A 21,371-nucleotide genomic window follows, 5' to 3' on the forward strand; every position below is an offset into this window, starting at 1 on the left:
CGACTATCTAGCTATCCATCCAGATATATTCCGTAGCAAAAGGACAACAGCCTTGAATCAGGCCAGCGTCACTACTCATAGACTGCCTAAATCAATGCGGCGGCAGATTTGGCTTCATTTGCCAGGTGAAATAGTTGAGTTTGATGGGGATGGGTATATTTCGATGATCGTCTTGTCAATGCTAGACGTGAGCGCTTTGCGATGAGCTCGGATACGATCTGTTTAAATTGGAATGGTTCATAGTCGCCAGGGCTGCAGAGCTCGTGGGATCACGCCTTGGAGATCAAGCAACACCCCTTCACCAGGCAGCAGCTCTCGCCAGCAGTCCTCCGACATAGCGGAAAACTCCTTGTGGGCCACAGCGGCAATCACAGCGCCATAGAGGTTCCCTCCAGGAACCATTTCATGCACAGTAAGGCCATATCTGCTTAGAGCCTCTTCCGCATCCACCCATGGATCCACCAACACCGGCTCGATGCCATAGCACTGCAGGGCCAGGATTACATCCACCACCCGCGTGTTGCGAAGGTCCGGACAGTTTTCCTTGAAAGTTAGACCCAGAACCAACACCTTGGCACCAGAGATGACCTGACCGCGCCGCGCCATCTCCAGCACAAGCTGCTCCACGACCCAGCGGCCCATGCCGTCGTTAATCCGCCTTCCCGCGAGCACCAACTGGGGATGATAACCCAGTTGCTCAGCCTTGTGGGTTAGGTAGTAGGGATCGACGCCGATACAGTGCCCGCCCACCAGCCCGGGCCGGAACGGCAGGAAGTTCCACTTGGTGCCCGCAGCCTCGAGTACATCCCGTGTATCGATCCCCATCTGGCGGAAAATCATCGCCAGCTCGTTCACCAAGGCGATGTTCAGATCGCGTTGGGTGTTCTCAATCACCTTAGCGGCCTCCGCCACCTTGATAGTCGGGGCTAGATGGGTGCCGGCTTCGATGATTGAGCCATAAAAGAAATCCACCCAGGCTGCCGCCTGCGCCGTGCTCCCGCTGGTCACCTTGGTGATCGTGGTGAGCTTGTGCTCGTTGTCGCCCGGATTGATGCGCTCGGGGCTGTAGCAGCAGCAAAAGCCCTCATTGAAAGCGAAGCCAGACTCGCGCTCCAGAATCGGAACACAAATCTCTTCCGTGGCTCCTGGATACACCGTACTTTCGTAGATCACTACGGGTGTACTGGCTGATCGGCGCAGCTTCAGTGCATGGCCCACCGAGGCACTAGCCTCTACCAGCGGAGTCAAGTCCGGTCGCTTGGCCGAATCGATTGGTGTAGGCACCGTCACTACGAACACGTCGGCTTCTGCTAGCTGAGCGGGATCGCTCGTGAATTCCAACAACTGAGCAGCTTGCAGCTCCTCAGCACAGGTTTCGTTGGTACGGTCGATACCACGGTGCAGCTCCTCGAGCCGCTTCGAGTTGATGTCAAAACCGATCACCCGGCGCTGCAGTGACGCACCCGTGAGTCGGCAAAGCTGGGGCTTCGCAAACTCAACAGCAAGCGGGAGGCCCACATAGCCCAAGCCGACAATGGCGACGGTGCAGGTATCGAGAGGTGGAAGAGTTGTCGCCATCAAAGCGCTCGCAGTTGGTGCTGACAGAGGTTGCTGTAGAGGAAGAGGAGCTCAGACGCCGTAGAATTCGCGATACCAGCGCACAAACCGAGACACGCCGTATTTTATCGGTGTGTTGGGCTTGAAGCCTACCCAGGCCTCGAGCGCGGAAGTGTCGGCGGCTGTGGCAATGACATCGCCTGGCTGCATCGGTAGCAACGTTTTGGTGGCTGTGATACCCAGAGCGCTCTCCACTGCCTTGATGTAGTCGATCAGCGACGTGGGGTTAGAATTGCCTATGTTGAACACTCGGTGTGGAGCCCAGCTGCTTGATGGATCTGGCGCTTCCGGGTTGAATGTGGGATCAGGTTCGGCCGGTTTATCGAGTACCCGCACAAGGCTTTCGATGATGTCGTCTACATAGGTGAAATCTCGCATCATCTTGCCGTCATTGAACACCTGAATAGGCTCCCCCGCGAGAATAGCCTTTGTGAAGAGGAAGAGAGCCATGTCTGGCCGGCCCCATGGTCCGTACACCGTGAAGAAGCGCAGGCCAGTGGCCGGTAGCCCATAGAGATGACTGTAGGAGTGGGCCATCAGCTCGTTGGCCTTTTTGCTGGCTGCGTAGAGGCTAACCGGGTGATCTACCCCCTGATGCTCTGTAAACGGCAGGTTGGTGTTGCCTCCATAAACAGAGCTGCTGGAGGCATAAACCAGGTGCTCGACGCCCTGATGGCGGCAGCCCTCAAGCACGTTTCCAAAGCCATCGAGGTTGCTCTGGATATAAGCCGCGGGGTTCTCGATCGAATGGCGCACTCCAGCCTGGGCCGCCAGATTCACTACCCTATGAGGCTTGTGGGTTTCAAAGGCCGCTTCCACCGCTTGACGGTCTTCTAGGTCGGCCTCTATCAGCTGAAAGTGGGTGCTGGTGCGCTCTGCTGTGGCCTGCAGCTGGTCGATCCGGGCCCGCTTCAAGGAGGGGTCGTAGTAGGGGTTCAGGTTATCGAATCCCACCACCGGCGTACCCCGCTCAAGGAGCCGTGTGCTCAAATGATAACCAATGAAGCCGGCGGCGCCCGTGACTAGAGTAGTCATTTATGCACCGGGAAATAGTAAAGGTAGCGTGACATCACCCGACCTTGAGGCTCTTCGCCAAGTTGCATGGCTAATATGCGTCCAACCGCTGCAGGCCTGCGATGTGATGGCTCGTCCTCCGCGGGATAAGCCTCATACGCCCCCAGCAGCACTTCATCAATAGGAGACATCAAAAAACCTCTTCGTCCGGCAAGATGCGCATAGACGAAGGTCGGCTGAAGCAGACAACTGGATCTAACTACTAATTGCACAAATATGCAAAAACTGAAACAGCTTTTGCCCTTCTGCGGCACCGAGAAACTTTTCAAGACCATTTTCAGCATGCTCCTCAAGGCAAATGTATAATCAACCCAAAACAGGATGAGGAGGCCCTTCAACTGACATTACACCCTGGTTAAGCCGAATCACGCGATCGCAATTTTTCACCGTGCTGAGGCGGTGAGCAATAATCACGATCGTTAAATCCTTTCTCAGCCCATCAACTGCCTCCATCACGGCCTCCTCTGTGATGGTATCTAGAGCACTCGTAGCCTCATCCAGCACGATCACACTAGCCTGCTTGTAAAGAGCCCGGGCTATGCCGATGCGCTGGCGCTGCCCCCCGCTGAGCCGGATGCCCCGTTCCCCCACAAAAGAGGCGTAGCCCTCGGGGCGGCTTTCGATGAAACTAGCGATCTGAGCTTGATCGGCGGACAGCTTCACCCTTTCAAAATTTATCGCATGCTGTGGCACACCGAAGGCAATGTTTTCGGCAATCGAGCTATCGGCTAGATAGATACTCTGGGGCACATGGGCCACAGCCACCCGCCAGCCAGCCAGGCGCTCGGCATGGGTTGAATCGTGCAGATCCAACCCATCCACCAGCAGCCGGCCACCGCTGGGCACCAGCAGGCCCATCAGCACATCCACCAAGGTGCTCTTGCCGCTGCCGGTGCTGCCGATCAGGCCAATGCGCTCACCGCGGCGGATCTCTAGATCCAGGCCCTGCAGCACCTCGGGCAGCTCAGGGGCGTAGCGAAAGCGCACAGCCTGAAGACGCACGCTATGTTGCAGGATAAGGGGTTCGGCAACGTCCTGTTGTTGGGGCAGGGGTTGCTCAAGGAGCTCGATCACCGCAGCCATGCTGGCTGTCCAGCTCTTCAAATTGGCCCAACCGGCATAGATCTGTTGCAAAGCGGGCAGCAGTCGCTGGGCTCCCAAGGCCAAGGCACCGAGAAGGGGGATCACGGAGGAACCACTGCCCCGCTGGAGCACCAGCAGCCCTCCCAGCGCCGCAATCGCCACCAGCCCCAGAGCCTCAAGGGCATAGCGCGTAAACGTGGAGAGAAAGACGTTCTTGCTCTCGAGCTGACGTTGCGTGCGATCGGCACGACGATAGAGCTCCAGATAGGAGGCCTGACTACCATCAAGCAACACATCACGGATCGCACCCAGGGCTTCCTGCAGGGCCTTCACCCGCTGATTGGATGCCTCTGCTATTCGCGCACCGTTCTGCTGCAGCCGGCGCCGCGACGTGGCCGCCACCAGGCCATAGGCAATGCCAAACAGCCCCGCGGTTGACACCGCCACCAGCCAATCGATCAGCAGCAACCCGATCAGCAAGCCAGCTGCCACAACCAAGGACGATATGATCTGCAGCACCACATTCAGAGCCTGCAGCGTGTTCACGATATGGCCGGTGAGCGCTGTGATCAACGTGCTGCTGTTGCGCTGCACATGCACCTGGTAGGGCTGATACAGGGTGCGTCGGTAGACCTCACAGCTCAGATCAGATCCCACACCCGCCGCCAGCCGGCCGTTCAGCCACAGGTTCAGCAACCGGATCAGCGCCGCCACCACTGCCGCCAGGGCAAAGGCAGCGGTGGCCGGCAACACCAGCTGCTGTGGCTGGTTGTAGCCCACCCGGAGGGCCAGTGCCTGAATCAACGGCTGCTGCCACAGCTGCTGAGGGTTGCTCAACACAGCCAGGAACGGCATCACAGCCCCGAGAGACACAAGCTCCGATAGGCCACTAGCCAACATCACCAGAAGTAACCCAGCCAGTTGAAGGCGGCGGCGGCGGCTGAGGTAGCTCCAAATCCTGTGCAGCAGACTAAGGGTGGAGGGTGGTGGATCAGCAACCATCAGAGGCGAACGAAATGATCGGTAAGGGCCTGGCGATAAAACGCCACGGTGCTCGCCAAACCATCCGCCAGCGGGATGCGGGCCCGCCAACCCAACGCCGCCAGGCGGCTGACATCCAGTTGCTTTTTCGGGGTGCCATCAGGCTTGCTGCTATCCCATTCGATCGCACCTTGGTAGCCCGTAGCAGTGACCACCGCCTCCGCCAGATCGCGGATGCTGATGTCCACGCCCGTACCCACATTCAGGTAAGTGAGCCCACCCGGGTCCGGGCTCCAGTGTTCCAGAGCAAACAAGCAGGCCTCTCCGAGGTCGTCCACATGCAGAAACTCGCGCAGGGGTGAGCCCGTACCCCAGCAGGTCACGCTCGGGGCGTTGGCCTCGGTAGCCGCGTGGAAGCGGCGGATCAGTGCCGGCAGCACATGGCTGTTGGTGGAGTGATAGTTATCGCCCGGCCCATAGAGATTGGTGGGCATCAAGCTAATTGCATCAAAGCCGTGCTGGATGCGCAGTGCCTCGCAAAGCTTGATGCCGGCGATCTTGGCAATCCCGTACCACTCGTTCGTGGGCTCCAGTGCTCCAGTAAGCAGCGCCTCTTCCCGGATCGGCTGCTCGGCGAACTTCGGGTACATGCAGCTGCTGCCCAGAAACACCAGACGCCGCACCCCAGAGCGCCAGGCTGTTTCGATCACATGGGTCTGGATCTTGAGGTTCTCGAGCAGAAAGTCTGCCGGGTAGCTGCTGTTAGCCTGAATCCCCCCGACTTTCGCAGCCGCAAGCACTACAACTGTTGGTTGGTGCTTGGTAAACCAGGCATCCACGGCGGGGCCTTCGAGCAGGTTGAGCTCAGAGCGGCTGGCGGTGAGCAGCTGGTAGTAGCCGGCGCGCTCGAGGGCGCGGCAGATGGCGCTGCCAGCCATGCCGCGGTGGCCGGCCACAAAGATGCGGTCGGCGGGGGTAAGCAGCGGGGGCATTGCACAGGTCTCATCCATCGAAAAACCGATCAAGCGCTGTGCAGCGACACGTCGCACAAGCAACCGACCAACAAAGAAGCAAGAGGTTACGGGTCTGAGGCACGTCCATTGAGTTCAAGCGGATCTGCAGCAGTGCCTGCGCTGTAGGGCCGGCTTACCCTGCCGCGCAGCGATGGCCTCCAGACAAAAGTGAATCGCACCGGGGGCGAGGTCCAGCAGATTGCAGAGGAACTGATCGGCGCTACTCACTCAGTTGCCGCACGTCGTGAAGTCGCAGCCGCCTGTGACGTCCCACCATCACTTGCGATTCGGCCTTGTGCTCGATCAGCCGGCTCGGGGTGAGAGCGCCACTTAACCGTCTTCCAGGGGCAAAATCGTGCGAGTGAATCCCGCCTGACCCAGAGGTTGGGTGAGGTTCACCAGCTTCCCTTCCACCCGCAGGCAGCTCAGCGGTGCCGAACATGGGGTGTTGGACCAGAGGGGCACTGATCTGGGCTGAAACCCTTGCGGTCGCTGTCGGAGCAGAACCGCTATCGGCCATCAGTGGCTCAAGGCAGCGTTCCGGCTGGATCACTTGGGCTCAGCAGGAGGCCAAGCCCGTCATCCTCTGGTTCCGGCGCGGTTCTGAAACTTGGCTATGGCGGCGAGCCAGTGGCAGTCGGTCCGCTTTGCGTGGAGCGTCAGGTGTTGGCGGCCAGCCAGGTGGTCAGGTCGGCCTGGGCCCGAAAGTCGAGCAAGGCGTCGGAGAGGGCTTCCAGTTGCTCCAGCGGCAGCGACTGGATTTGGGTGGTGGTGGCTTCGCTCAGGGGGGCCGCAGCGTCGGTGTCTTCCGGCTGCTCCAGCTGGAGCATGCGCCACTGCATCTCCACGTAGTCGCGGGCGTGACCCCATTCGCGCAGAGAATCAAGGTTGCCCATGTAGAGGCAGGCATCGAGGCCCTCATGGGTGCGCGCCAGGCCGCGGGTGATCTTGCGGGTCACAGACGTTTCGCCGCGGCGCGGGCTCTCATGGTTGAACAGGATGCCGTTGCAGGCATACATCCCGTAGGCCTCGCGGTAGTTCACCGTGATCCAGTAGGCGTAGAGCTTGGCCACGCCGTAGGGGCTACGCGGATAGAAGGGGGTGGACTCCTTCTGCGGCACCTCCTGCACCAGGCCGTAGAGCTCGCTGGTGCTGGCCTGGTAGATGCTGGTTTTCTGGGTGAGCCCAAGCATCCGCACCGCCTCCAGGATGCGCAGGGTGCCGAGCGCGTCGGAATTGGCGGTGTATTCCGGCGCCTCGAAGCTCACGGCCACATGGCTCTGGGCGCCGAGGTTGTAGATCTCATCGGGCTGCACCTGCTGGATGATCCGGATCAGGTTGGTGCTGTCGGTGAGGTCGCCGTAGTGCAGCACCAGGCGCGGGTCGCTCTCGTGCGGGTCTTGATAGAGGTGATCGATCCGGGTGGTGTTGAAGCTGCTCGAGCGCCGTTTGATGCCGTGCACCGCGTAGCCCTTCTCCAGGAGGAGCTCCGCCAGGTAGCTGCCGTCTTGCCCGGTGATGCCGGTGATCAGGGCGGTTTTGGAGGGGGTGGGGGGCATGGGGTGAGGGAAAGGTCTTCTGGGCTGCAGATCGTGCGGAGTTCAGCGGCTCAGGGCGGCGCTGAGGAGCGGCGGCACCGGGAGCTGTTCCGGCGGGGGGAACGGGTGGGGCAGGCTGATGATCCTGTTCCCCCATCAGCCGCAAGCGCCACAGACTCGGTGGCCCCTGCAGCTGATGGCTCAGGGAGGGGGAACTGTTGAAGAGGTCACCCTTTGCCCAGATCGGCCATGCTTGGGCTCCTTCCCCATCCCGGCGTGGCGCCAGCGGCTCTCCTGGTTGAAAGCAGCCTTTAGTGGAACCGTCGAATTCCAGCTCGATCCCCAACACCCTGCAGGGCGACCCAGAGGGTGTCATCGATCTGCAACCCCATCTTGGTTCTACAGCCTGTACGAAATCAAAGAGGGCCAGCCGATGGGAATCGGGCCCCAGCTCAGGCGTTGGTGGCCAGCCAGGCAGCCAGGTCGGCCGGGCTCTGGAAGCGGAAGTACGGGGTAATCACCAGCACTGCCCAGCGCCCATCCCAATGCTCATCCGAGCTCAGCCTGCCATGCGGTTCTTGGAGAGATCCATCAAAACCGCGCCACCTGAAAGCCCATGCTGGCGGCGGCATCAGCCATCACCCCATCGGCAGTGGCGAGAACCGACACACCCAGATCCGCAGCCACCGTGAGATGCAGTGCATCCAGGGTGCGCAGCGGATGTTCCGGATAACGCGCGATCAGGTTCGTTGCTTCGGCAAAACGCGCATCACCCACCGCAGTCCGCAGCAGCCAGCCACGATCGATGTCGCCGAGGAGGGCTGCAAACAGCAACGACTCAAGCTCAGCCGAAAGATCGCCCATGCGGCGACGGCGGCTCAGCAAGGAGCGCATCTCTGTGACCGTAAGGCTGCTGATGACAGCCGATCCGAGCCCCTGCAGAAAATCGACAAACGCCTCAGATCCAACTTCGTTGAGGTACCACTTCGCCAGCGCGCTGGTGTCGAGATAGGCGCGTTGCTCAACGCTCATCGCGCTCAGCGCGGATCAGATCAGCTGAGCTGCATCCAAGCAACGGCATCCGCTCGCGCAGCTCGGTATGGTCGGGACGCCGGCGTTGCGGGACCATCGGCAACACCCGCGCGATCGGCTCGCCTCGCCGGCTGATCAGCAATTCACCCTCCGCAGCAACCAGCTCCGCTAACTGTCCGAGGCTGGCTCGCATCTCTCGGATGTTGAGCTCCTTCACGCCTGCACCTCCATGTGCTGCAACTTTAGCGACTGCAGCACATGCATCGCCTGTCGTTAAAGCCGCACCAGCTGCTGCGCAAGCCCAGGGTGGCCAGGCGGCTCACGTCCAGTTGTTTCTTCGGGGTGCCATCGGGTTTGCTGCTATCTCATTCGATTGCGCCTTGGTAGCCCGTGGCGGTGGCCACCGCTTCCGCCAGCTCGCGGATCGTGAGGTCCACTCCGGTTCCCACGTTGAGGAACTGGAGGTCCTGCGGCGCCGGCTGCCACTGCTCCAGAGCGAACACGCAGGCTTCCCCCAGATCGTCCACATGCAGGAATTCCCGCAGCGGCGTGCCCGTGCCCCAGCAGGTCACGCTCGGGGCCTTCGCTGCAGCTGCCTCATGGAAGCGGCGGATCAGCGCCGGCAGCACGTGGCTGTTGGTGGGGTGGTAGTTATCGCCCGGCCCATAGAGATTGGTTGGCATCAGGCTGATTGCATCAAAGCCGTGCTGGATGCGCAGCGCTTCGCAGAGCTTGATCCCGGCGATCTTGGCGATCGCATACCACTCATTCGTGGGCTCCAGCGCTCCCGTGAGCAGCGCCTCCTCCCGGATCGGCTGCTCGGCGAATTTCGGATAGATGCAGCTGCTGCCCAGAAACAACAGCCGCCGCACCCCCGAGCGCCAGGCCGTTTCGATTACATGGGCCTGGATCTTGAGGTTCTCCAGCAGAAAGTCTGCCGGGTAGCTGCTGTTGGCCTGGATACCGCCCACCTTGGCGGCGGCGAGCACCACCACCGTGGGTTGGTATTTGGCAAACCAGGCTTCCACCGCGGGGCCATCAAGCAGATCGAGCTCAGAGCGGCTGGCGGTGAGGAGTTGGTGATAGCCGGCGCGCTCGAGGGCGCGGCAGATGGCGCTGCCGGCCATGCCGCGGTGGCCTGCCACGAAGATGCGGTCGGCGGGGGTGATTAGGCAATCCATCAGCTGATGCCTCCCGCTTGGTCCACAAGTGGACTAAGTTGGTTTCCGATGGATCCGCGCCCCATGGCCAAACGTGTTGTGAATGTGCATGAGGCCAAAACCCACTTTTCCCGCCTAATCGATGCCGCCCACGCCGGCGAAACGATCCTTGTGGCCAAAGGAGGCAAGCCCTGGGCGCGCTTGGTGCCTCTCGAGCAGCCTCCCCCGCGCCGCCAGTAGCTGCTGCTGGCACCTCTCCCGGAGGAGGAGCTTGCTGCCTTGGAGCAGCCTCTCCTCTGACCTTGCCCGTGATGACGCCGCTGTTGCTCGACACCCATGCTCTCCTGTGGTAGCTGGCTGAGCCGGATCGTCTCTCGCCTGCCGCCCACGCCGCCATCAGCGATCCCGCCAATTCGGTATGTGTGAGCGCCGCCTCCGGTTGGGAGATCGCCACCAAGGTGCGCCTGGCCAAGCTGCCAGCGGCCAGAGAATTGCTCGATGATCTGCCCGGGTTGCTTGCAGCCCAAGGGTTTCAGCTGTTGCCCTTCACGTGCACCCTTTGATCGTTTGCTGGCCGCCCAGCGCTTCAGGCGTTCCCCTGCAGGCTTCTCTGGTAGCGGCATCAGCCCTTGTCTCCAGCGGCGGCCACGGCCGATGGATTGGTGGTGGCATTGGCGTCGCTAGAGCGCTCAAAAACAGCCTTAGAGGTTCTGCTTCAGCCGTTGGCGGCCAGCCAGGCGGATAGGTCGGTCGGGCCCTGGAAATCGAGAAGGGCGTCGGCCAATGATTCCAGCTGCTCCAGCGGCAGCGCCTGGATCTGGGCGGTGGTGGCTTCTGAGAGGGGGCCGCAGCGGCGCTTGAGGAGGCGGAGGGTCATTTTGGCGGCTTCACTGGCCTTTCCCTCCTGCAGGCCCTCCTGCAGGCCCTCCTGGCGGCCCTCGGCCAGCCAGTCCTGCGCCGCCCTGGTGTGGCGCAGCTCTTCCATGGGAATGCCCGCGATCACCATGATCTCCTCGTTACTGAGTTGGGGAAGCCGTTGCATCAGCATAGCCAGCACAACCTTGTCAAGATCAGGCCGGCTGGCAAGGATCTCCCTGCTGCTGTTCGGCAGCTCGCTTTCTGGGCGGATTGGCAGCGTGAGCTGGTTCAGGAAAACCTGAAGGGCCTGGGTGGGGCCGAGCTTGAGACGGTTGTGCGGCGTGATCACCAGCACGGCCCAGTGCTCCACCCGGGGGTGCTGCTGCAGAAAGCGGTAGGTCTGCGCCGCCAGGCGGTGGTTAAAGCCTGGATCGGGGTGCATTTGCACCTCCAGCAGCACTACTGGGCCAAAGCACGCCGTCGAGGCGGTGGCTCAGCTCCTTGAGCTCAAGGGCCTTAAATCGGTAGAGGCTGTCGCCGGGAGCTGAGGGATCGAGGCTCAGCGTGTTGGCGGCGCCGGCCGAGCCCGGCAGCAGCGCGCGGATCAGGTCGGGGGCGCTCTGGAAGACGCGGTAATACCAGCGGTCGGTATTCAAGGTTGCGAGCGCTGGCTGGCGAAAAGTTAGCCGCGGCTTGGGGGGTGGGGCTGCAGCCCGTGAGGGGGCTTGTTGCGTGTGGAGCCTCGTTGGCGGGTGGCGGCTGAGCAGTTCGTTCGGGCGAGGGATCCTGGCGGCTCAAGGGGAAGCCCCTCCAAGAGGCTTACGGATTGAGGAGCTGGGGCCTCAGGCGTTGGCGGCTAGCCAGGTGGCCAGGTCGGCTGGGCCCGGGATGGTCAGTGGCCAAGGCCCACAGGAAGTTGCTGCTTGATCGGTTCTGCCAGCAGGCGGCCCAGGGCTCCTGGATCGATGATGTCGAGGCAGAGCAAGGTAGGACCGATGAATTCCATGGTGTAACCGTCTCCCTCCACCACCAGATCGGGGATGCCCTGGAGGGTTGGATGGCGAAACAGGATCGCGCCGGTGTCTGCATCCACCGACTGGCGCATGCTCCGCAGCTGATCCGGCAGGGTCAACGGTTCAGAAACAGCCATCGGCCTCCGGCCCGGCGGGCCTCCACGGTGCGTTGATCGGTTGGATACACCGTAATCACCCTGGCGTCATCCGGAGTGAGCACGGCCACCCAGGGACGATCCAGAAATTCGAACACCCGTGCCCGGCTGCCGCCCCGGTTGAGATCGAGAAAGGTCTCACCGCTTGCAAGGGCGTCTTGCACAAGCTCGGGGTTGACGCCATAGAGCGCGCATTTATCGAGGGCGTGTTGGCTGAACTGCATGGGAGATCAGCCAGTCGGCATCCTTCCAAGAATTTGGTTGCAGGCTGTCTTCCCTGTTGCCTCCAGGGTTAACTCGATCACCTCACGCACACGCTCCATCAGCTCGTCGAGGGATCGTGCCTGGGTGTGGCAGCCCGGCAGGCTCGGCAGCGTGGCCACGAAAAAACCTTCGGCGTCGCGCTCCACCACCACATTGAATTGACGCGTCATGACCCGTGCTGGCGATGGTTTCAGGTTAGGGCTGCAGGCCGTGCAGGGGCTGGCGCGGGTGGAGCCTCGTTGGCGGCAGCAGGCCGAGCGTTTCGTTCGGGCTGGGGCTCCTGGCGGCTCGGGGGGAAGCACCTCCAAGAAGCCCTATGACGGCATCAGAGCAACGAGTTCAGCATCCTGGATGTCGCGGATCAGCCGATAATCGTCTATCAGATCTGATCGATCCCTTCAGGCCGCCCAGATCTCAGCCAGTTGCAGCGTCAAGCCGGGGAATTCGGGGGAAGCGGTGAGAACCGCTGGATGTTCAAGGCGCTGCGGATCACGAGCCGGATGCCACACCTCAACCGAGCGCTCCTCAGGCAGAAACAGCCAGCCGAGGCGGGCACCGTTGCGCTGATAGGCCGCCATCTTCTGGCGCAACGCGTGCACACCTCGTGGCCCCTGATCGCTGGGGCTGGCCAGTTCCACCACCAGGTCTGGGCAGAGGGGGGCGAAGCGTCGACGCTCATCGGCGCTGAGGGCCCGCCAGCGATCCAGGCGAACCAACGAGGCATCGGGGCTCACCACCGAACCGTCGGGCAGCCGAAATCCGCCTGAGCTCTCAAACACTTTCCAGTCGCCGCTTGCTTTGGCGTACTGCTGGAGCTGAAACAGCAACTCACTGTTGCGTCCGCTGGTTTCACTGCCCGTGGGCGTCATCGCGATGACACGACCATCCGCGGCCAACTCAAGCACCGCCTCACGGTTCTCAGCGCAGACAAGCTCGAATTGCTCAGGCGTGAGACGCAGCCCTGAAGGAAACTTCAGCGGCAGCACATCCGGAGTCGCGCTGGGGGTGAGCGTCATCGTTGATGGCCTACACCTCCCCTACGCTAGCTGGAAAGCGCGACGCGCAACGTCGGCAGCGGTGCAACCAGCGCTGTCGCGGGTTCTGAACAGGGTTGCGGGTTCTGTACAGGCTGTACGGAATCCTGGAGGGTGGTGATCGGCGATTGGGGCTGCAGATTGGAGCTGAAGCTTCGGGCCCTTGCGATCAGCGTCAGGCCCCGCGATCGGCCGATTCAGCTGTTGGCGGTCAGCCAGGTGGCCAGGTTTGCCGGGCCCTGGAAATCGAGCAGGGCATCGGCCAGGGCTTCCAGCTGCTCCAGCGGCAGGGCCTGGATCTGGGCGGTGGTGGCTTCTGAGAGGGGGCCGCAGCGGCGGTTGAGGAGGCGGAGGGTCATCGCTGCGGCCTCATCTTGGCGGCCCTCCTGGCGGCCCTCTGCCAGCCACTCCTGAGCAGCGCGGGTGTGGCGCAATTCTTCGTGGGGGATACCAGCAATCACCATGATTTCCTCCCTGCTGAGCTCTGGATACCGCTGCATCAGCATAGGCAGCACGACCTGCTCGAGATCAGGGCGGCTGGCCAGAATCTGCTGACTGCTGGCCGCCAGTTCACTTTCGGGCCGGATCGGCAGGGTGAGCAAGTTGAGCAGGGGATCCAGCGGAATCCTGCGGCTCAGCTCTTCGAGGTTGATCCACGCCACCTGGCGCAGGAACAGCTGCAGCGCCTGGGTGGGGCCCAGGCTGAGCCGGCTGTGGGGCGTGATCACCACCACCGCCCAGTGCTCCACCTGGGGGTGTTGCTGCAGAAAGCGGTAGGTCTGTGCCGCCAGGCGGTGGTGGAAGCCAGGATCTGGGTGCATCTGCACCTCCAGGAGCACCACCGGAAACGCGGGGCTGCCGGTTTCCCCGCAGCCGGTGCTCTCCCTGGGCCAAAGCACGCCATCGAGGCGATGGCTCAGCTCTTTGATTTCAGGGGCTTCATAGCGATAAAGGCGGTCACCGGGTGCTGATGGGTCGAGGCTCAGAGCTTCTGAGGTGGGCTCCGCACCGGGCAGGAGTGCACGGATCAGGTCCGGGGCGCTCTGAAAGACGCGGTAGTACCAGCGATCAGTGTTCAGAGGATGCGAGCGCTGGCTGGCGGCAAGGTGAGTTTCTTCGGGGTTCGTTTATGGGGGATTAAAAGCGCGCCACTTGAAAGCCCATGCTCGCGGCAGCGTCAGCCATCACCTTATCGGCCGTGGCCAGAACAGACACACCCTGATCGGCAGCCACTGTGAGATGAAGCGCATCAAGAGTGCGCAGCGGATGATCTGGATAACGCGCGATCAAGTTCGTTGCTTCGGCAAAACGCGCATCACTCACCGAGGCCTGCAGCAGCCAGCCACGATCGATGTCGCTGAGGAGTGCTGCAAACAGCAACGACTCCAGCTCAACCGAAAGATCGCCCATGCGGCGCCGGCGGCTCAGCAACGAGCGCATCTCCGTCACCGTGAGGGTGCTGATCACGGCCGACCCGAGTCCCTGCAGAAACTCAACAAACGACTCAGACCCAACTTCGTTGAGGTACCACTTCGCCAGCGCGCTGGTGTCGAGATAGGCGCGTTGCTCAACGCTCATCGCGCTCAGCGCGGATCAGATCAGCGGCGCTGGATCGAAGCAGCGGCATCCGCTCGCGCAGCTCGGCATGGTCGGGACGCCGGCGTTGCGGAACCATCGGCAGCACCCGTGCGATTGGCTCTCCTCGCCGGCTGATCAGCAACTCACCCTCTGCAGCAACCAGCTCAGCCAGCTGACCGAGGCTGGCTCGCATCTCTCGGATGTTGAGCTCCTTCACGACTGGGACTCCATGTGCTGCAACTTTAGCGACTGCAGCACATGCATCGCCTGTTGTCAGAGCCGCACCAGCTGCTGCGCCAGCTCCTCGCGAAACAGCGCCACCGTGCTCGCCAGGCCTTCCGCCAGTGGGATCCGGGCCCGCCAGCCCAATGCCGCCAGCCGGCTCACATCCAGCTGCTTCTTCGGGGTGCCATCGGGCTTGCTGCTGTTCCATTCGATTGCGCCTTGGTAGCCCGTGGCGGTGGCCACCGTCTCCGCCAGCTCGCGGATGCTCAGGTCCACGCCGGTGCCCACGTTCAGGAACTGCTGGTCCTCAGGCCCCGGCTGCCACTGCTCCAGAGCAAACACGCAGGCCTCGCCGAGGTCATCCACATGCAGGAACTCCCGCAGCGGTGTGCCAGTGCCCCAGCAGGTCACGCTCGGGGCGTTGGTCTCCGCGGCCTCATGGAAGCGGCGGATCAAGACCGGCAGCACGTGGCTGTTGGTGGGGTGGTAATTGTCGCCAGGGCCGTACAGATTGGTGGGCATCAGGCTGATCGCATCAAAGCCGTGCTGGCAGCGCAGCGCAGCGCACAGCTTGATGCCGGTGATCTTGGCGATGGCATACCACTCATTCGTGGGCTCCAGCGCACCGGTGAGCAGCGCCTCCTCGCGGATCGGCTGCTCGGCGAACTTCGGGTAGATGCAGCTGCTGCCCAGAAACAGCAGCCGCCTAACACCGCTGCGCCAGGCCGTTTCGATCACATGGGTCTGGATCTTGAGGTTCTCCAGCAGAAAGTCTGCCGGGAAGCTGCTGTTGGCCTGGATGCCGCCCACCTTGGCGGCCGCAAGCACCACCACCGAGGGCTGGTGCTCGGCAAACCAGCGCTGCACAGCGTGGCCGTCTTCCAGATCCAGCTCGGCGTGGCTGGCCGTGAGCAGGTTGGGGAAGCCCGCCCGCTGCAGCGCCCGGCAGATAGCGCTGCCCGCCATACCGCGGTGGCCGGCCACGAAGATGCGGTCGGCAGGGGTGATCAGGGAGGGCATGGCGAAAAGAACCATTTCAGTGGGAGCGTGATCCTGGGGCCGCAGGTTCTGCTGATAACTACGGAAGCGCTGTTTTCTGCAGCCGTTGGCCAAGCGCTGGATGCCCTAGCTCAGGTCATGAATCACCTTGCTGGCTGTCTGCAGGCTGTGACCACTCTGCTCAAGTTCTGCCATCACCATTGAGGGGCTGGCCAGTGCCAGTCACAGATCTAGATCTGGCAGATCGGCTGTGACTCTCATGCGTCCAGCAGTTTGAGCAGCACTGAAGTAGTGACGTGAACGATTCCGTACAAGCTGTACAGAATCCCGAACAGCCGAATCAAGACCCCGTTTCAGGCGTTGGCGGCCAGCCAGGCGGCCAGGTCGGCCGGGCCCTGGAAGTCGAGGAGGGCATCGGCAAGGACTTCCAGCTGCTCCAGCGGTAGGGCCTGGATCTGGGTGGTGGTGGCGCCAGTAAGTGGGCCGCAGCGGCGGTTGAGGAGGCGGAGGGTCACCTTGGCTTCGCCGCGGGCTTCGCCTTCCTGGCGGCCTTCTGCCAGCCAATCCTGTACCGCCCTGGTATGGCGGATCTCTTCTCGGGGGATGCCGGCTATCACCATGATTTGATCCTCGGTGAGTTCAGGAAATCTTTGTACCAGCATAGGCAGTACAACTGTTTTTAAATCAGGGCGACTGGCCAGGATCTGCTGACTGCAAGCTGCCAGTTCGCTCTCGGGCCGCACCGGCAGGGTGAGCAGGTTGAGCAAGGGGTCGAGATTGGGCTGCTGGCTCAGCTCCTCAAGGCTGAGCCACACCACCTGTTGTTCCAAAAACACCTGCAGCGCCTTGGTGGGGCCGAGCTTGAGGCGGTTGTGGGGCGTGATCACCAGCACGGCCCAGTGCTCCACCTGGGGCTGCTGCTGCAGGAAGCGATAGGTCTGCGCCGCCAGGCGGTGGTGGAAGCCTAGATCCGGATGCATCTGCACCTCCAGCAGCACCACGGGAAACTCGGGGCTGCCGGTTTCGGCGCAGCCAGTGCTTTGGCGCGGCCACAAAACACCATCGAGGCGGTGGCTGAGCTCTTTGATCTCGAGCGCCTCAAAGCGATAGAGCCGATCGCCGGGGGCGCCGGGGTCGAGGCCCAGCGGGTTGTCGGCGGCGGCTGAGCCGGGCAGGAGGGCGCGGATCAGGTCGGGGGCGCTCTGGAAAACCCGGTAGTACCAGCGGTCGGTATTCACTGGCTGCGGGCGCTTGCTGGCGAAAAGGTAGCCGCGGGTTAGGGCTGCAGCCCGTGCGGGACCTGGTGGCGCCGGGTGTTGCTGGCAGCAGGAGGCTGAGTGGTTTGTTCGGGCTGGGACGCCTGGCGGCTCAGGGGGGAGTCAACCGCCATCACCATTTGGGCGCCTCTGTGAATCTGTACAGCTGTACAGACTCCAGCACAGCTGCAAATCAGAGGGGGCGCCTGTGAGGGTGCCGCTGCGGTGGTTGAGTTGGCGGAAGGTGACCGCGCCCTGGGTTGCAGCAATCGCGGCGATCTGTCCATCAGCAAAGCCAGGCCGCAATCCCGGTGCCTCAAGGCGAGCGCGCTGTTCGCCATGCCAGAGCGCCGCAGCACTGTCGTAAGGCAGCACAGGCAGGCCGCTTGAGAGCAGGTTCTGCAGATAACTGCGGAACCGCTGTTTTCTGCGGCCGTTGGCCAAGCGCTGGATGCCCTAGCTCAGCTCATCAATCACAGCTCGGCCAGCACCACGGCATCCGGCCGCTCCCGCATCGGTTCAGACAACACGTTGGTGTCGAGCAGAAAGGTCACGCCAGCACTCTCACCACCCCGGTGCGGAATGAGGGGCAGGCCAGTGCCAGTCACAGATTTAGATCCGGCAGATCGGCTGTGACTCTCATGCGTCCAGCAGTTTGAGCAGCATGGGGAAGTATTTGCATCTGCATAGGCAGCACAAACTTGTCCAGATCAGGGCGGCTGGCCAAGATCTGCTGACAGCTGGCCGCCAGCTCGCCGGGAAACACCCTCAGACGCGATGCAGCGACACGTCGTAAGCAGGCCAATGGGCGTCCAATGACAACGCCATCAGACCCTCCACTTGGGCCTGGGCAATCAACAGGCGGTCGAAAGGATCGTGGTGCACCAGAGGGAGCTGGGCAGTTTGAATCGCATGACCATCCAGCACAGGCAAAAGCAACGCAACAGCAGCGAGGCTCTGATCACGAAAGGCAGCGGGTGCCACAGGCAGCTTGCCCAGGCGATGCTTGATAGCCACCTCCCAGATGCTGGCGACGGACACCACGCAAGGGCTCGCTGCCATCAGATCACGGGTTTCGGCGCTCAACCGGGGATCGTCGAGCAGCCACCAGAGCATTACCTGGGTGTCGATCAGCAGGCGCATCAGCTGCCAAACAGCCGTGCAACCTGCTGATCCACAGCCTCACTGAAACCGGCATCCACATGGGCTGGCACGAGAGCGGGCGAGGCAGCAGCCAGAGCTCCAGGCCGCTTCAAGCCGGTAACCACAGTGCAGGGCACTAACTTCACTTGAGCCTTGCCATGGCTGGCAATAATCACCTCCTCCCCAGCCAGGGCTGCTTTCACCAAGCGCGAGAGCTGGCTCTTGGCATCGAGCATGTTGACCTGCACGATCAACAACCTCTTTTGTTAGCTAGCTTAGCCAGAAATGGGCATCCGGTCGTCATGGCTGGGTCCAGAGACAGCGGCCCACCCGCTGCACATGAGCCTCCAGATCGGCGGGCAGCTCGTGGCGCAGCACTAGATCCACCTGCCAGGGAAGGCACAGATCATCCACGGCGTTCAGCAGCCGCAGTCGATCGCTGTGGCTCAGCTGCGGGGCCTCCAGGCAGAGATCAAGATCAGAGCCTGGCTGCTCACGCCCCATCGCCCGCGAGCCAAACAGCCAGATGCGCTCTACCTGCGGCTGTGCTGTGAGCACGGCCAGGAGCCGCTCTTGCGCCTGTGCCGGGATGTTCATGGCGCTTCCTCCTGAACACGTTGCTCCAGCCGGCTGCGCAACTGCTGAAAACAGGGCAAATAGCAATCGATGATCTGGGCCCCAATGGCATCCGCCGTGGCGCGGTTGTAGGTATGGCTGGTGAGATTGCGGTCTTGAAGCATCAGCATCCAGGCTTCGCCGTGCTCGATCAGGCCCAGACGGAAGGCTTCGCGCAGGGTGTCACGCGATCCCAGCAGGGAGGTATCGCCCTGGCTGCGCAGCAGATCACGCAGGGTGTTCCAGGCGAGCTCGTAGGTGTATTCAAAGGCTTTGATCAGCCCCTGCTGCTCGCGTTCATTCAACGCCGGAGGCTCCAGGAAATCCTCCAGGCGATCCAGAGCCTTGCAGTAATTGCTGAAGCGCTGCTGCCAGCGGATGTCATCCACCATCAGCCCACGCCAGCTGCGTTGGTGGGTGGGTTTTCCATGGAGCCCACCACCGCGAAGCCCTTGCGGCGCAAAAGGGCCTCCTTGGCAGCCTCTTCTTTATCGGTGGCAACCATCTCGGCCACCAGTTCCTCAAGCGTTGTGGTGGGCGTCCAGCCCAGTTTTTCGTGTGCCTTGCTGGGATCACCGAGCAGGGTTTCCACCTCGGCCGGGCGGAAGTAGCGCGGGTCGATGCGCACCACTACTGCTCCTGTGTCGGCTCGGCGGCCGATTTCAGCGACGCCGCTGCCTTCCCAGCGCATGGCTCCCCAACCCAGCTCACCGGCCGCCAGCTCAATGAAGCGCCGGACCGATTCCTGCCGCCCGGTGGCGATCACGAAGTCTTCCGGTGTGCCGGGTTGCTGCAACATCCGCCATTGCATTTCCACATAGTCGCGGGCGTGGCCCCAGTCGCGCAGCGAATCGAGGTTGCCCATGAACAGGCACTCCTCCAATCCCTCATTGATGCGGGCCAGGCCGCGGGTGATCTTGCGGGTCACAAACGTTTCACCGCGCCGCGGGGATTCGTGGTTAAACAGAATCCCGTTGCAGGCATACATCCCATACGCCTCGCGGTAGTTCACCGTGATCCAGTAGGCGTAGAGCTTGGCCACCCCGTAGGGACTGCGCGGATAGAAGGGGGTGGTTTCCTTCTGGGGGATCTCCTGCACCAGGCCGTAGAGCTCGGAGGTGCTGGCCTGATAGATGCGGGTTTTGGCCGTGAGGCCCAGCATCCGCACAGCCTCGAGGATCCGCAGGGTGCCGAGGGCATCGCTATTTGCGGTGTACTCCGGTGCCTCGAAGCTCACCGCCACATGGCTCTGGGCGCCGAGGTTGTAGATCTCATCGGGCTGCACCTGCTGGATGATCCGGATCAGGTTGGTGCTGTCCGTCAGATCCCCGTAGTGCAGCACCAGGCGCGGGTCGCTCTCGTGAGGGTCCTGGTACAGGTGATCGATCCGGCTGGTGTTGAAGCTGCTGGCCCGCCGCTTGATGCCGTGCACCGCGTAGCCCTTCTCCAGCAGCAGCTCGGCCAGGTAGCTGCCGTCTTGGCCGGTGATCCCCGTGATCAGGGCGGTTTTGGCTGCGGTGGGGCTGGAGGTCATCGGGGTGAGGGCAGGGGCTTAGGGCGGCGCTGAGGGGCGGCGGCACCGAGCGGCGCACGTGAAGGACGACGGTTACCTTCGTCTTGATTCTGTACAGCTTGTACGGAATCCAACAGGGCCAACCGATGGGAATCAGGCCCCTGCTCAGGCGTTGATGCCCGCAGGCGTTGTGGGCGGTGGCGCTGAAGAAGGTCCACCTCATACCCCTACCAGGAAGCTGCTGCCGTGATGCGGGGCTCATCACTGCCCGCTAAGGCGTGGGGATCCGCCGCCTGGGCGGTGCAGGGCGATCTCCAGCACCGTTTCCAGCCGGATCACCCGGCCGTTCAGGTCGTCGAGCCGGCGTTGCTGCTCCTTCATCAGCCCTGCCATCTCTTCCACCTTGTCGTTCATTCGGATCACGGTGGTGAGAGCCGAGAGAATCCGATCTGTGACGCTCATGGCTGGGCGCTCAAGGCTGGGGCTTCATTAAGGCTGGGGCTTCATCAAGGCAGTGCGCACCTCGGCCAATGCCGCATCCAGGGTCTGTTCTGCTCGGCTCGTACTGAGTTGGAGCTGATTCAGGGCAGCTTCGAGTGCTTCCGCTTCAGCGAGAGCACGGGTATCGGCCTCGGCGTTGCGTTGGGTGGCATTGCGATGGGCGTAGGCCGCTCCTGCCTCACGGAAAAACTGGCCGAGCGAGAGTCCAAGGCTATGGGCCCGATTGGTGTAGGCAGCTTTTTCTGTGGGTGTCATCAACACGGCTACTCGCTCTGTGGCCCGCTCTGTGACTCGATCTCGAGAGAGCCCTGGATCGTTTCGAGCCGCCATGAACACCTGTGCATGATCAGCACATGGTAAGGCGTTCGCGGGAGAGCACTGCTTGCAGAGGAGCGGGCGCTCCGCGCAGGAGTGCGCCCACGCGCAGGTCTTCATCGAGGCTGGGCCAGGGAGACCACTAGCGCTCCAAGGTGCAATTCAAGCCAGTGACTCGCTCACCTGGTTTAGCCATGAAAGTTCCTAAATGCCTTCAGCGTTGGGGAAGCAAAGGCGAGAAACACGAATGACCGGAAGGGCTTTGAACACAGCAATGCCCATGTACGGAGCTCGGACGGGAGCGGCGCTCAACCATCTCGAAGCGCCTAATCCAACCACATCAAGGGCAGAAGTGCCGCCCACCCCCCCCCAAAAAAAAATATGCACATTCCGCATAAATCTCA

General features: G+C 62.2%; 27 protein-coding genes and 2 pseudogenes. 1 reads left to right on the forward strand and 28 read right to left on the reverse strand.

Features of this window, described 5'->3' with window-relative positions:
• Positions 1-237: 237 nt before the first annotated feature.
• The 9 genes and pseudogenes from KBY65_RS07935 to KBY65_RS07980 all read right to left on the reverse strand — a co-directional run bounded on the left by KBY65_RS07935 (position 238) and on the right by KBY65_RS07980 (position 9,519).
• Positions 238-1,578 (reverse strand): nucleotide sugar dehydrogenase, encoded by a 1,341-nt coding sequence (locus KBY65_RS07935; RefSeq protein ID WP_255001170.1) that lies wholly within the window; start codon positions 1,576-1,578, stop codon positions 238-240.
• A 51-nt stretch (positions 1,579-1,629) separates the two neighbouring features.
• Complete coding sequence (locus KBY65_RS07940) at positions 1,630-2,652, reverse strand: NAD-dependent epimerase (protein WP_255001171.1); 1,023 nt, start codon at positions 2,650-2,652, stop codon at positions 1,630-1,632.
• On the reverse strand, positions 2,649-3,029 hold the full coding sequence (locus KBY65_RS07945; protein WP_255001172.1) for a hypothetical protein: 381 nt from the start codon (positions 3,027-3,029) through the stop codon (positions 2,649-2,651). Before KBY65_RS07945 ends, KBY65_RS07940 begins: the two co-directional genes overlap by 4 nt.
• A complete protein-coding gene (locus KBY65_RS07950) occupies positions 2,998-4,629 on the reverse strand; it encodes an ABC transporter ATP-binding protein (protein ID WP_255001173.1) in 1,632 nt (543 codons plus the stop codon). The genes KBY65_RS07945 and KBY65_RS07950 overlap by 32 nt, the downstream gene beginning before the upstream one ends.
• Before the next feature lie 146 nt (positions 4,630-4,775).
• Positions 4,776-5,747 carry a GDP-L-fucose synthase family protein gene (locus KBY65_RS07955; RefSeq protein ID WP_255001174.1) on the reverse strand — a complete coding sequence of 324 codons (972 nt, stop codon included), beginning with the start codon at positions 5,745-5,747 and terminating at the stop codon, positions 4,776-4,778.
• Between the two features lie 680 nt (positions 5,748-6,427).
• Positions 6,428-7,327: a GDP-mannose 4,6-dehydratase gene (gene gmd / locus KBY65_RS07965; protein WP_409996636.1), complete on the reverse strand. Its 900-nt coding sequence runs from the start codon at positions 7,325-7,327 to the stop codon at positions 6,428-6,430.
• Between the two features lie 570 nt (positions 7,328-7,897).
• Positions 7,898-8,338: a type II toxin-antitoxin system VapC family toxin gene (locus tag KBY65_RS07970; protein WP_255001176.1), complete on the reverse strand. Its 441-nt coding sequence runs from the start codon at positions 8,336-8,338 to the stop codon at positions 7,898-7,900.
• The gene (locus KBY65_RS07975) at positions 8,328-8,555 is read right to left on the reverse strand and encodes a type II toxin-antitoxin system Phd/YefM family antitoxin (RefSeq protein ID WP_255001177.1); all 228 of its coding nucleotides are present in this window, start codon (positions 8,553-8,555) and stop codon (positions 8,328-8,330) included. Before KBY65_RS07975 ends, KBY65_RS07970 begins: the two co-directional genes overlap by 11 nt.
• Before the next feature lie 25 nt (positions 8,556-8,580).
• Positions 8,581-9,519 (reverse strand): annotated as a pseudogene (locus KBY65_RS07980) (GDP-L-fucose synthase family protein).
• A gap of 63 nt (positions 9,520-9,582) precedes the next feature.
• Here KBY65_RS07980 and KBY65_RS07985 point away from each other — a divergent pair.
• A complete protein-coding gene (locus KBY65_RS07985; RefSeq protein ID WP_255001178.1) occupies positions 9,583-9,738 on the forward strand; it encodes a type II toxin-antitoxin system Phd/YefM family antitoxin in 156 nt (51 codons plus the stop codon).
• A gap of 475 nt (positions 9,739-10,213) precedes the next feature.
• On the opposite strand, the gene KBY65_RS07990 is transcribed toward KBY65_RS07985, so the two are convergent.
• The 19 genes and pseudogenes from KBY65_RS07990 to KBY65_RS14065 all read right to left on the reverse strand — a co-directional run bounded on the left by KBY65_RS07990 (position 10,214) and on the right by KBY65_RS14065 (position 21,087).
• Complete coding sequence (locus KBY65_RS07990; RefSeq protein ID WP_315860063.1) at positions 10,214-10,546, reverse strand: DUF4351 domain-containing protein; 333 nt, start codon at positions 10,544-10,546, stop codon at positions 10,214-10,216.
• A gap of 153 nt (positions 10,547-10,699) precedes the next feature.
• Positions 10,700-11,012 (reverse strand): annotated as a pseudogene (locus KBY65_RS07995) (DUF2887 domain-containing protein); the annotation flags it as partial.
• A 236-nt stretch (positions 11,013-11,248) separates the two neighbouring features.
• The gene (locus KBY65_RS08000; RefSeq protein WP_158217033.1) at positions 11,249-11,506 is read right to left on the reverse strand and encodes a hypothetical protein; all 258 of its coding nucleotides are present in this window, start codon (positions 11,504-11,506) and stop codon (positions 11,249-11,251) included.
• On the reverse strand, positions 11,485-11,748 hold the full coding sequence (locus KBY65_RS08005) for a DUF4258 domain-containing protein (RefSeq protein ID WP_094559798.1): 264 nt from the start codon (positions 11,746-11,748) through the stop codon (positions 11,485-11,487). Before KBY65_RS08005 ends, KBY65_RS08000 begins: the two co-directional genes overlap by 22 nt.
• A gap of 6 nt (positions 11,749-11,754) precedes the next feature.
• Positions 11,755-11,958, reverse strand: a complete 204-nt coding sequence (locus tag KBY65_RS08010) for a type II toxin-antitoxin system HicB family antitoxin (protein ID WP_094559797.1) — start codon at positions 11,956-11,958, stop codon at positions 11,755-11,757.
• 228 nt (positions 11,959-12,186) lie between these two features.
• Positions 12,187-12,804, reverse strand: coding sequence for a Uma2 family endonuclease (locus KBY65_RS08015; RefSeq protein WP_094559796.1), 618 nt, complete (start codon positions 12,802-12,804; stop codon positions 12,187-12,189).
• Between the two features lie 215 nt (positions 12,805-13,019).
• Positions 13,020-13,901, reverse strand: coding sequence for a DUF2887 domain-containing protein (locus tag KBY65_RS08020; RefSeq protein WP_255001301.1), 882 nt, complete (start codon positions 13,899-13,901; stop codon positions 13,020-13,022).
• Between the two features lie 58 nt (positions 13,902-13,959).
• A complete protein-coding gene (locus tag KBY65_RS08025; protein WP_094559794.1) occupies positions 13,960-14,400 on the reverse strand; it encodes a type II toxin-antitoxin system VapC family toxin in 441 nt (146 codons plus the stop codon).
• The gene (locus KBY65_RS13935) at positions 14,390-14,593 is read right to left on the reverse strand and encodes a hypothetical protein (protein WP_409996637.1); all 204 of its coding nucleotides are present in this window, start codon (positions 14,591-14,593) and stop codon (positions 14,390-14,392) included. The genes KBY65_RS08025 and KBY65_RS13935 overlap by 11 nt, the downstream gene beginning before the upstream one ends.
• An 80-nt stretch (positions 14,594-14,673) precedes the next feature.
• Positions 14,674-15,645, reverse strand: coding sequence for a GDP-L-fucose synthase family protein (locus KBY65_RS08035; RefSeq protein WP_255001179.1), 972 nt, complete (start codon positions 15,643-15,645; stop codon positions 14,674-14,676).
• A 332-nt stretch (positions 15,646-15,977) separates the two neighbouring features.
• The gene (locus KBY65_RS13940; protein ID WP_094559792.1) at positions 15,978-16,862 is read right to left on the reverse strand and encodes a DUF2887 domain-containing protein; all 885 of its coding nucleotides are present in this window, start codon (positions 16,860-16,862) and stop codon (positions 15,978-15,980) included.
• 491 nt (positions 16,863-17,353) lie between these two features.
• Positions 17,354-17,488 (reverse strand): type II toxin-antitoxin system VapC family toxin, encoded by a 135-nt coding sequence (locus tag KBY65_RS08045; protein ID WP_143592846.1) that lies wholly within the window; start codon positions 17,486-17,488, stop codon positions 17,354-17,356.
• Between the two features lie 160 nt (positions 17,489-17,648).
• Complete coding sequence (locus KBY65_RS08050) at positions 17,649-18,023, reverse strand: type II toxin-antitoxin system VapC family toxin (RefSeq protein ID WP_094559790.1); 375 nt, start codon at positions 18,021-18,023, stop codon at positions 17,649-17,651.
• Positions 18,023-18,271, reverse strand: coding sequence for a type II toxin-antitoxin system Phd/YefM family antitoxin (locus KBY65_RS08055; protein ID WP_255001303.1), 249 nt, complete (start codon positions 18,269-18,271; stop codon positions 18,023-18,025). Before KBY65_RS08055 ends, KBY65_RS08050 begins: the two co-directional genes overlap by 1 nt.
• Positions 18,272-18,323: 52 nt before the next feature.
• Complete coding sequence (locus KBY65_RS08060; RefSeq protein ID WP_255001182.1) at positions 18,324-18,620, reverse strand: nucleotidyltransferase family protein; 297 nt, start codon at positions 18,618-18,620, stop codon at positions 18,324-18,326.
• Positions 18,617-19,030 (reverse strand): nucleotidyltransferase substrate binding protein, encoded by a 414-nt coding sequence (locus KBY65_RS08065; RefSeq protein WP_255001184.1) that lies wholly within the window; start codon positions 19,028-19,030, stop codon positions 18,617-18,619. Before KBY65_RS08065 ends, KBY65_RS08060 begins: the two co-directional genes overlap by 4 nt.
• A complete protein-coding gene (gene gmd / locus KBY65_RS08070; RefSeq protein WP_255001185.1) occupies positions 19,030-20,172 on the reverse strand; it encodes a GDP-mannose 4,6-dehydratase in 1,143 nt (380 codons plus the stop codon). The genes KBY65_RS08065 and gmd (KBY65_RS08070) overlap by 1 nt, the downstream gene beginning before the upstream one ends.
• Positions 20,173-20,412: 240 nt before the next feature.
• The gene (locus KBY65_RS08075) at positions 20,413-20,613 is read right to left on the reverse strand and encodes a hypothetical protein (RefSeq protein WP_255001186.1); all 201 of its coding nucleotides are present in this window, start codon (positions 20,611-20,613) and stop codon (positions 20,413-20,415) included.
• Between the two features lie 27 nt (positions 20,614-20,640).
• Entirely contained in the window at positions 20,641-21,087 is a 447-nt protein-coding gene (locus KBY65_RS14065) for a plasmid mobilization protein (RefSeq protein WP_409996638.1), read from the reverse strand.
• Positions 21,088-21,371: the final 284 nt, after the last annotated feature.

The sequence above is a fragment of the Cyanobium sp. Alchichica 3B3-8F6 genome, assembly GCF_024346435.1.
In the GTDB taxonomy this organism is placed as follows: Bacteria; Cyanobacteriota; Cyanobacteriia; order PCC-6307; family Cyanobiaceae; genus Cyanobium_A.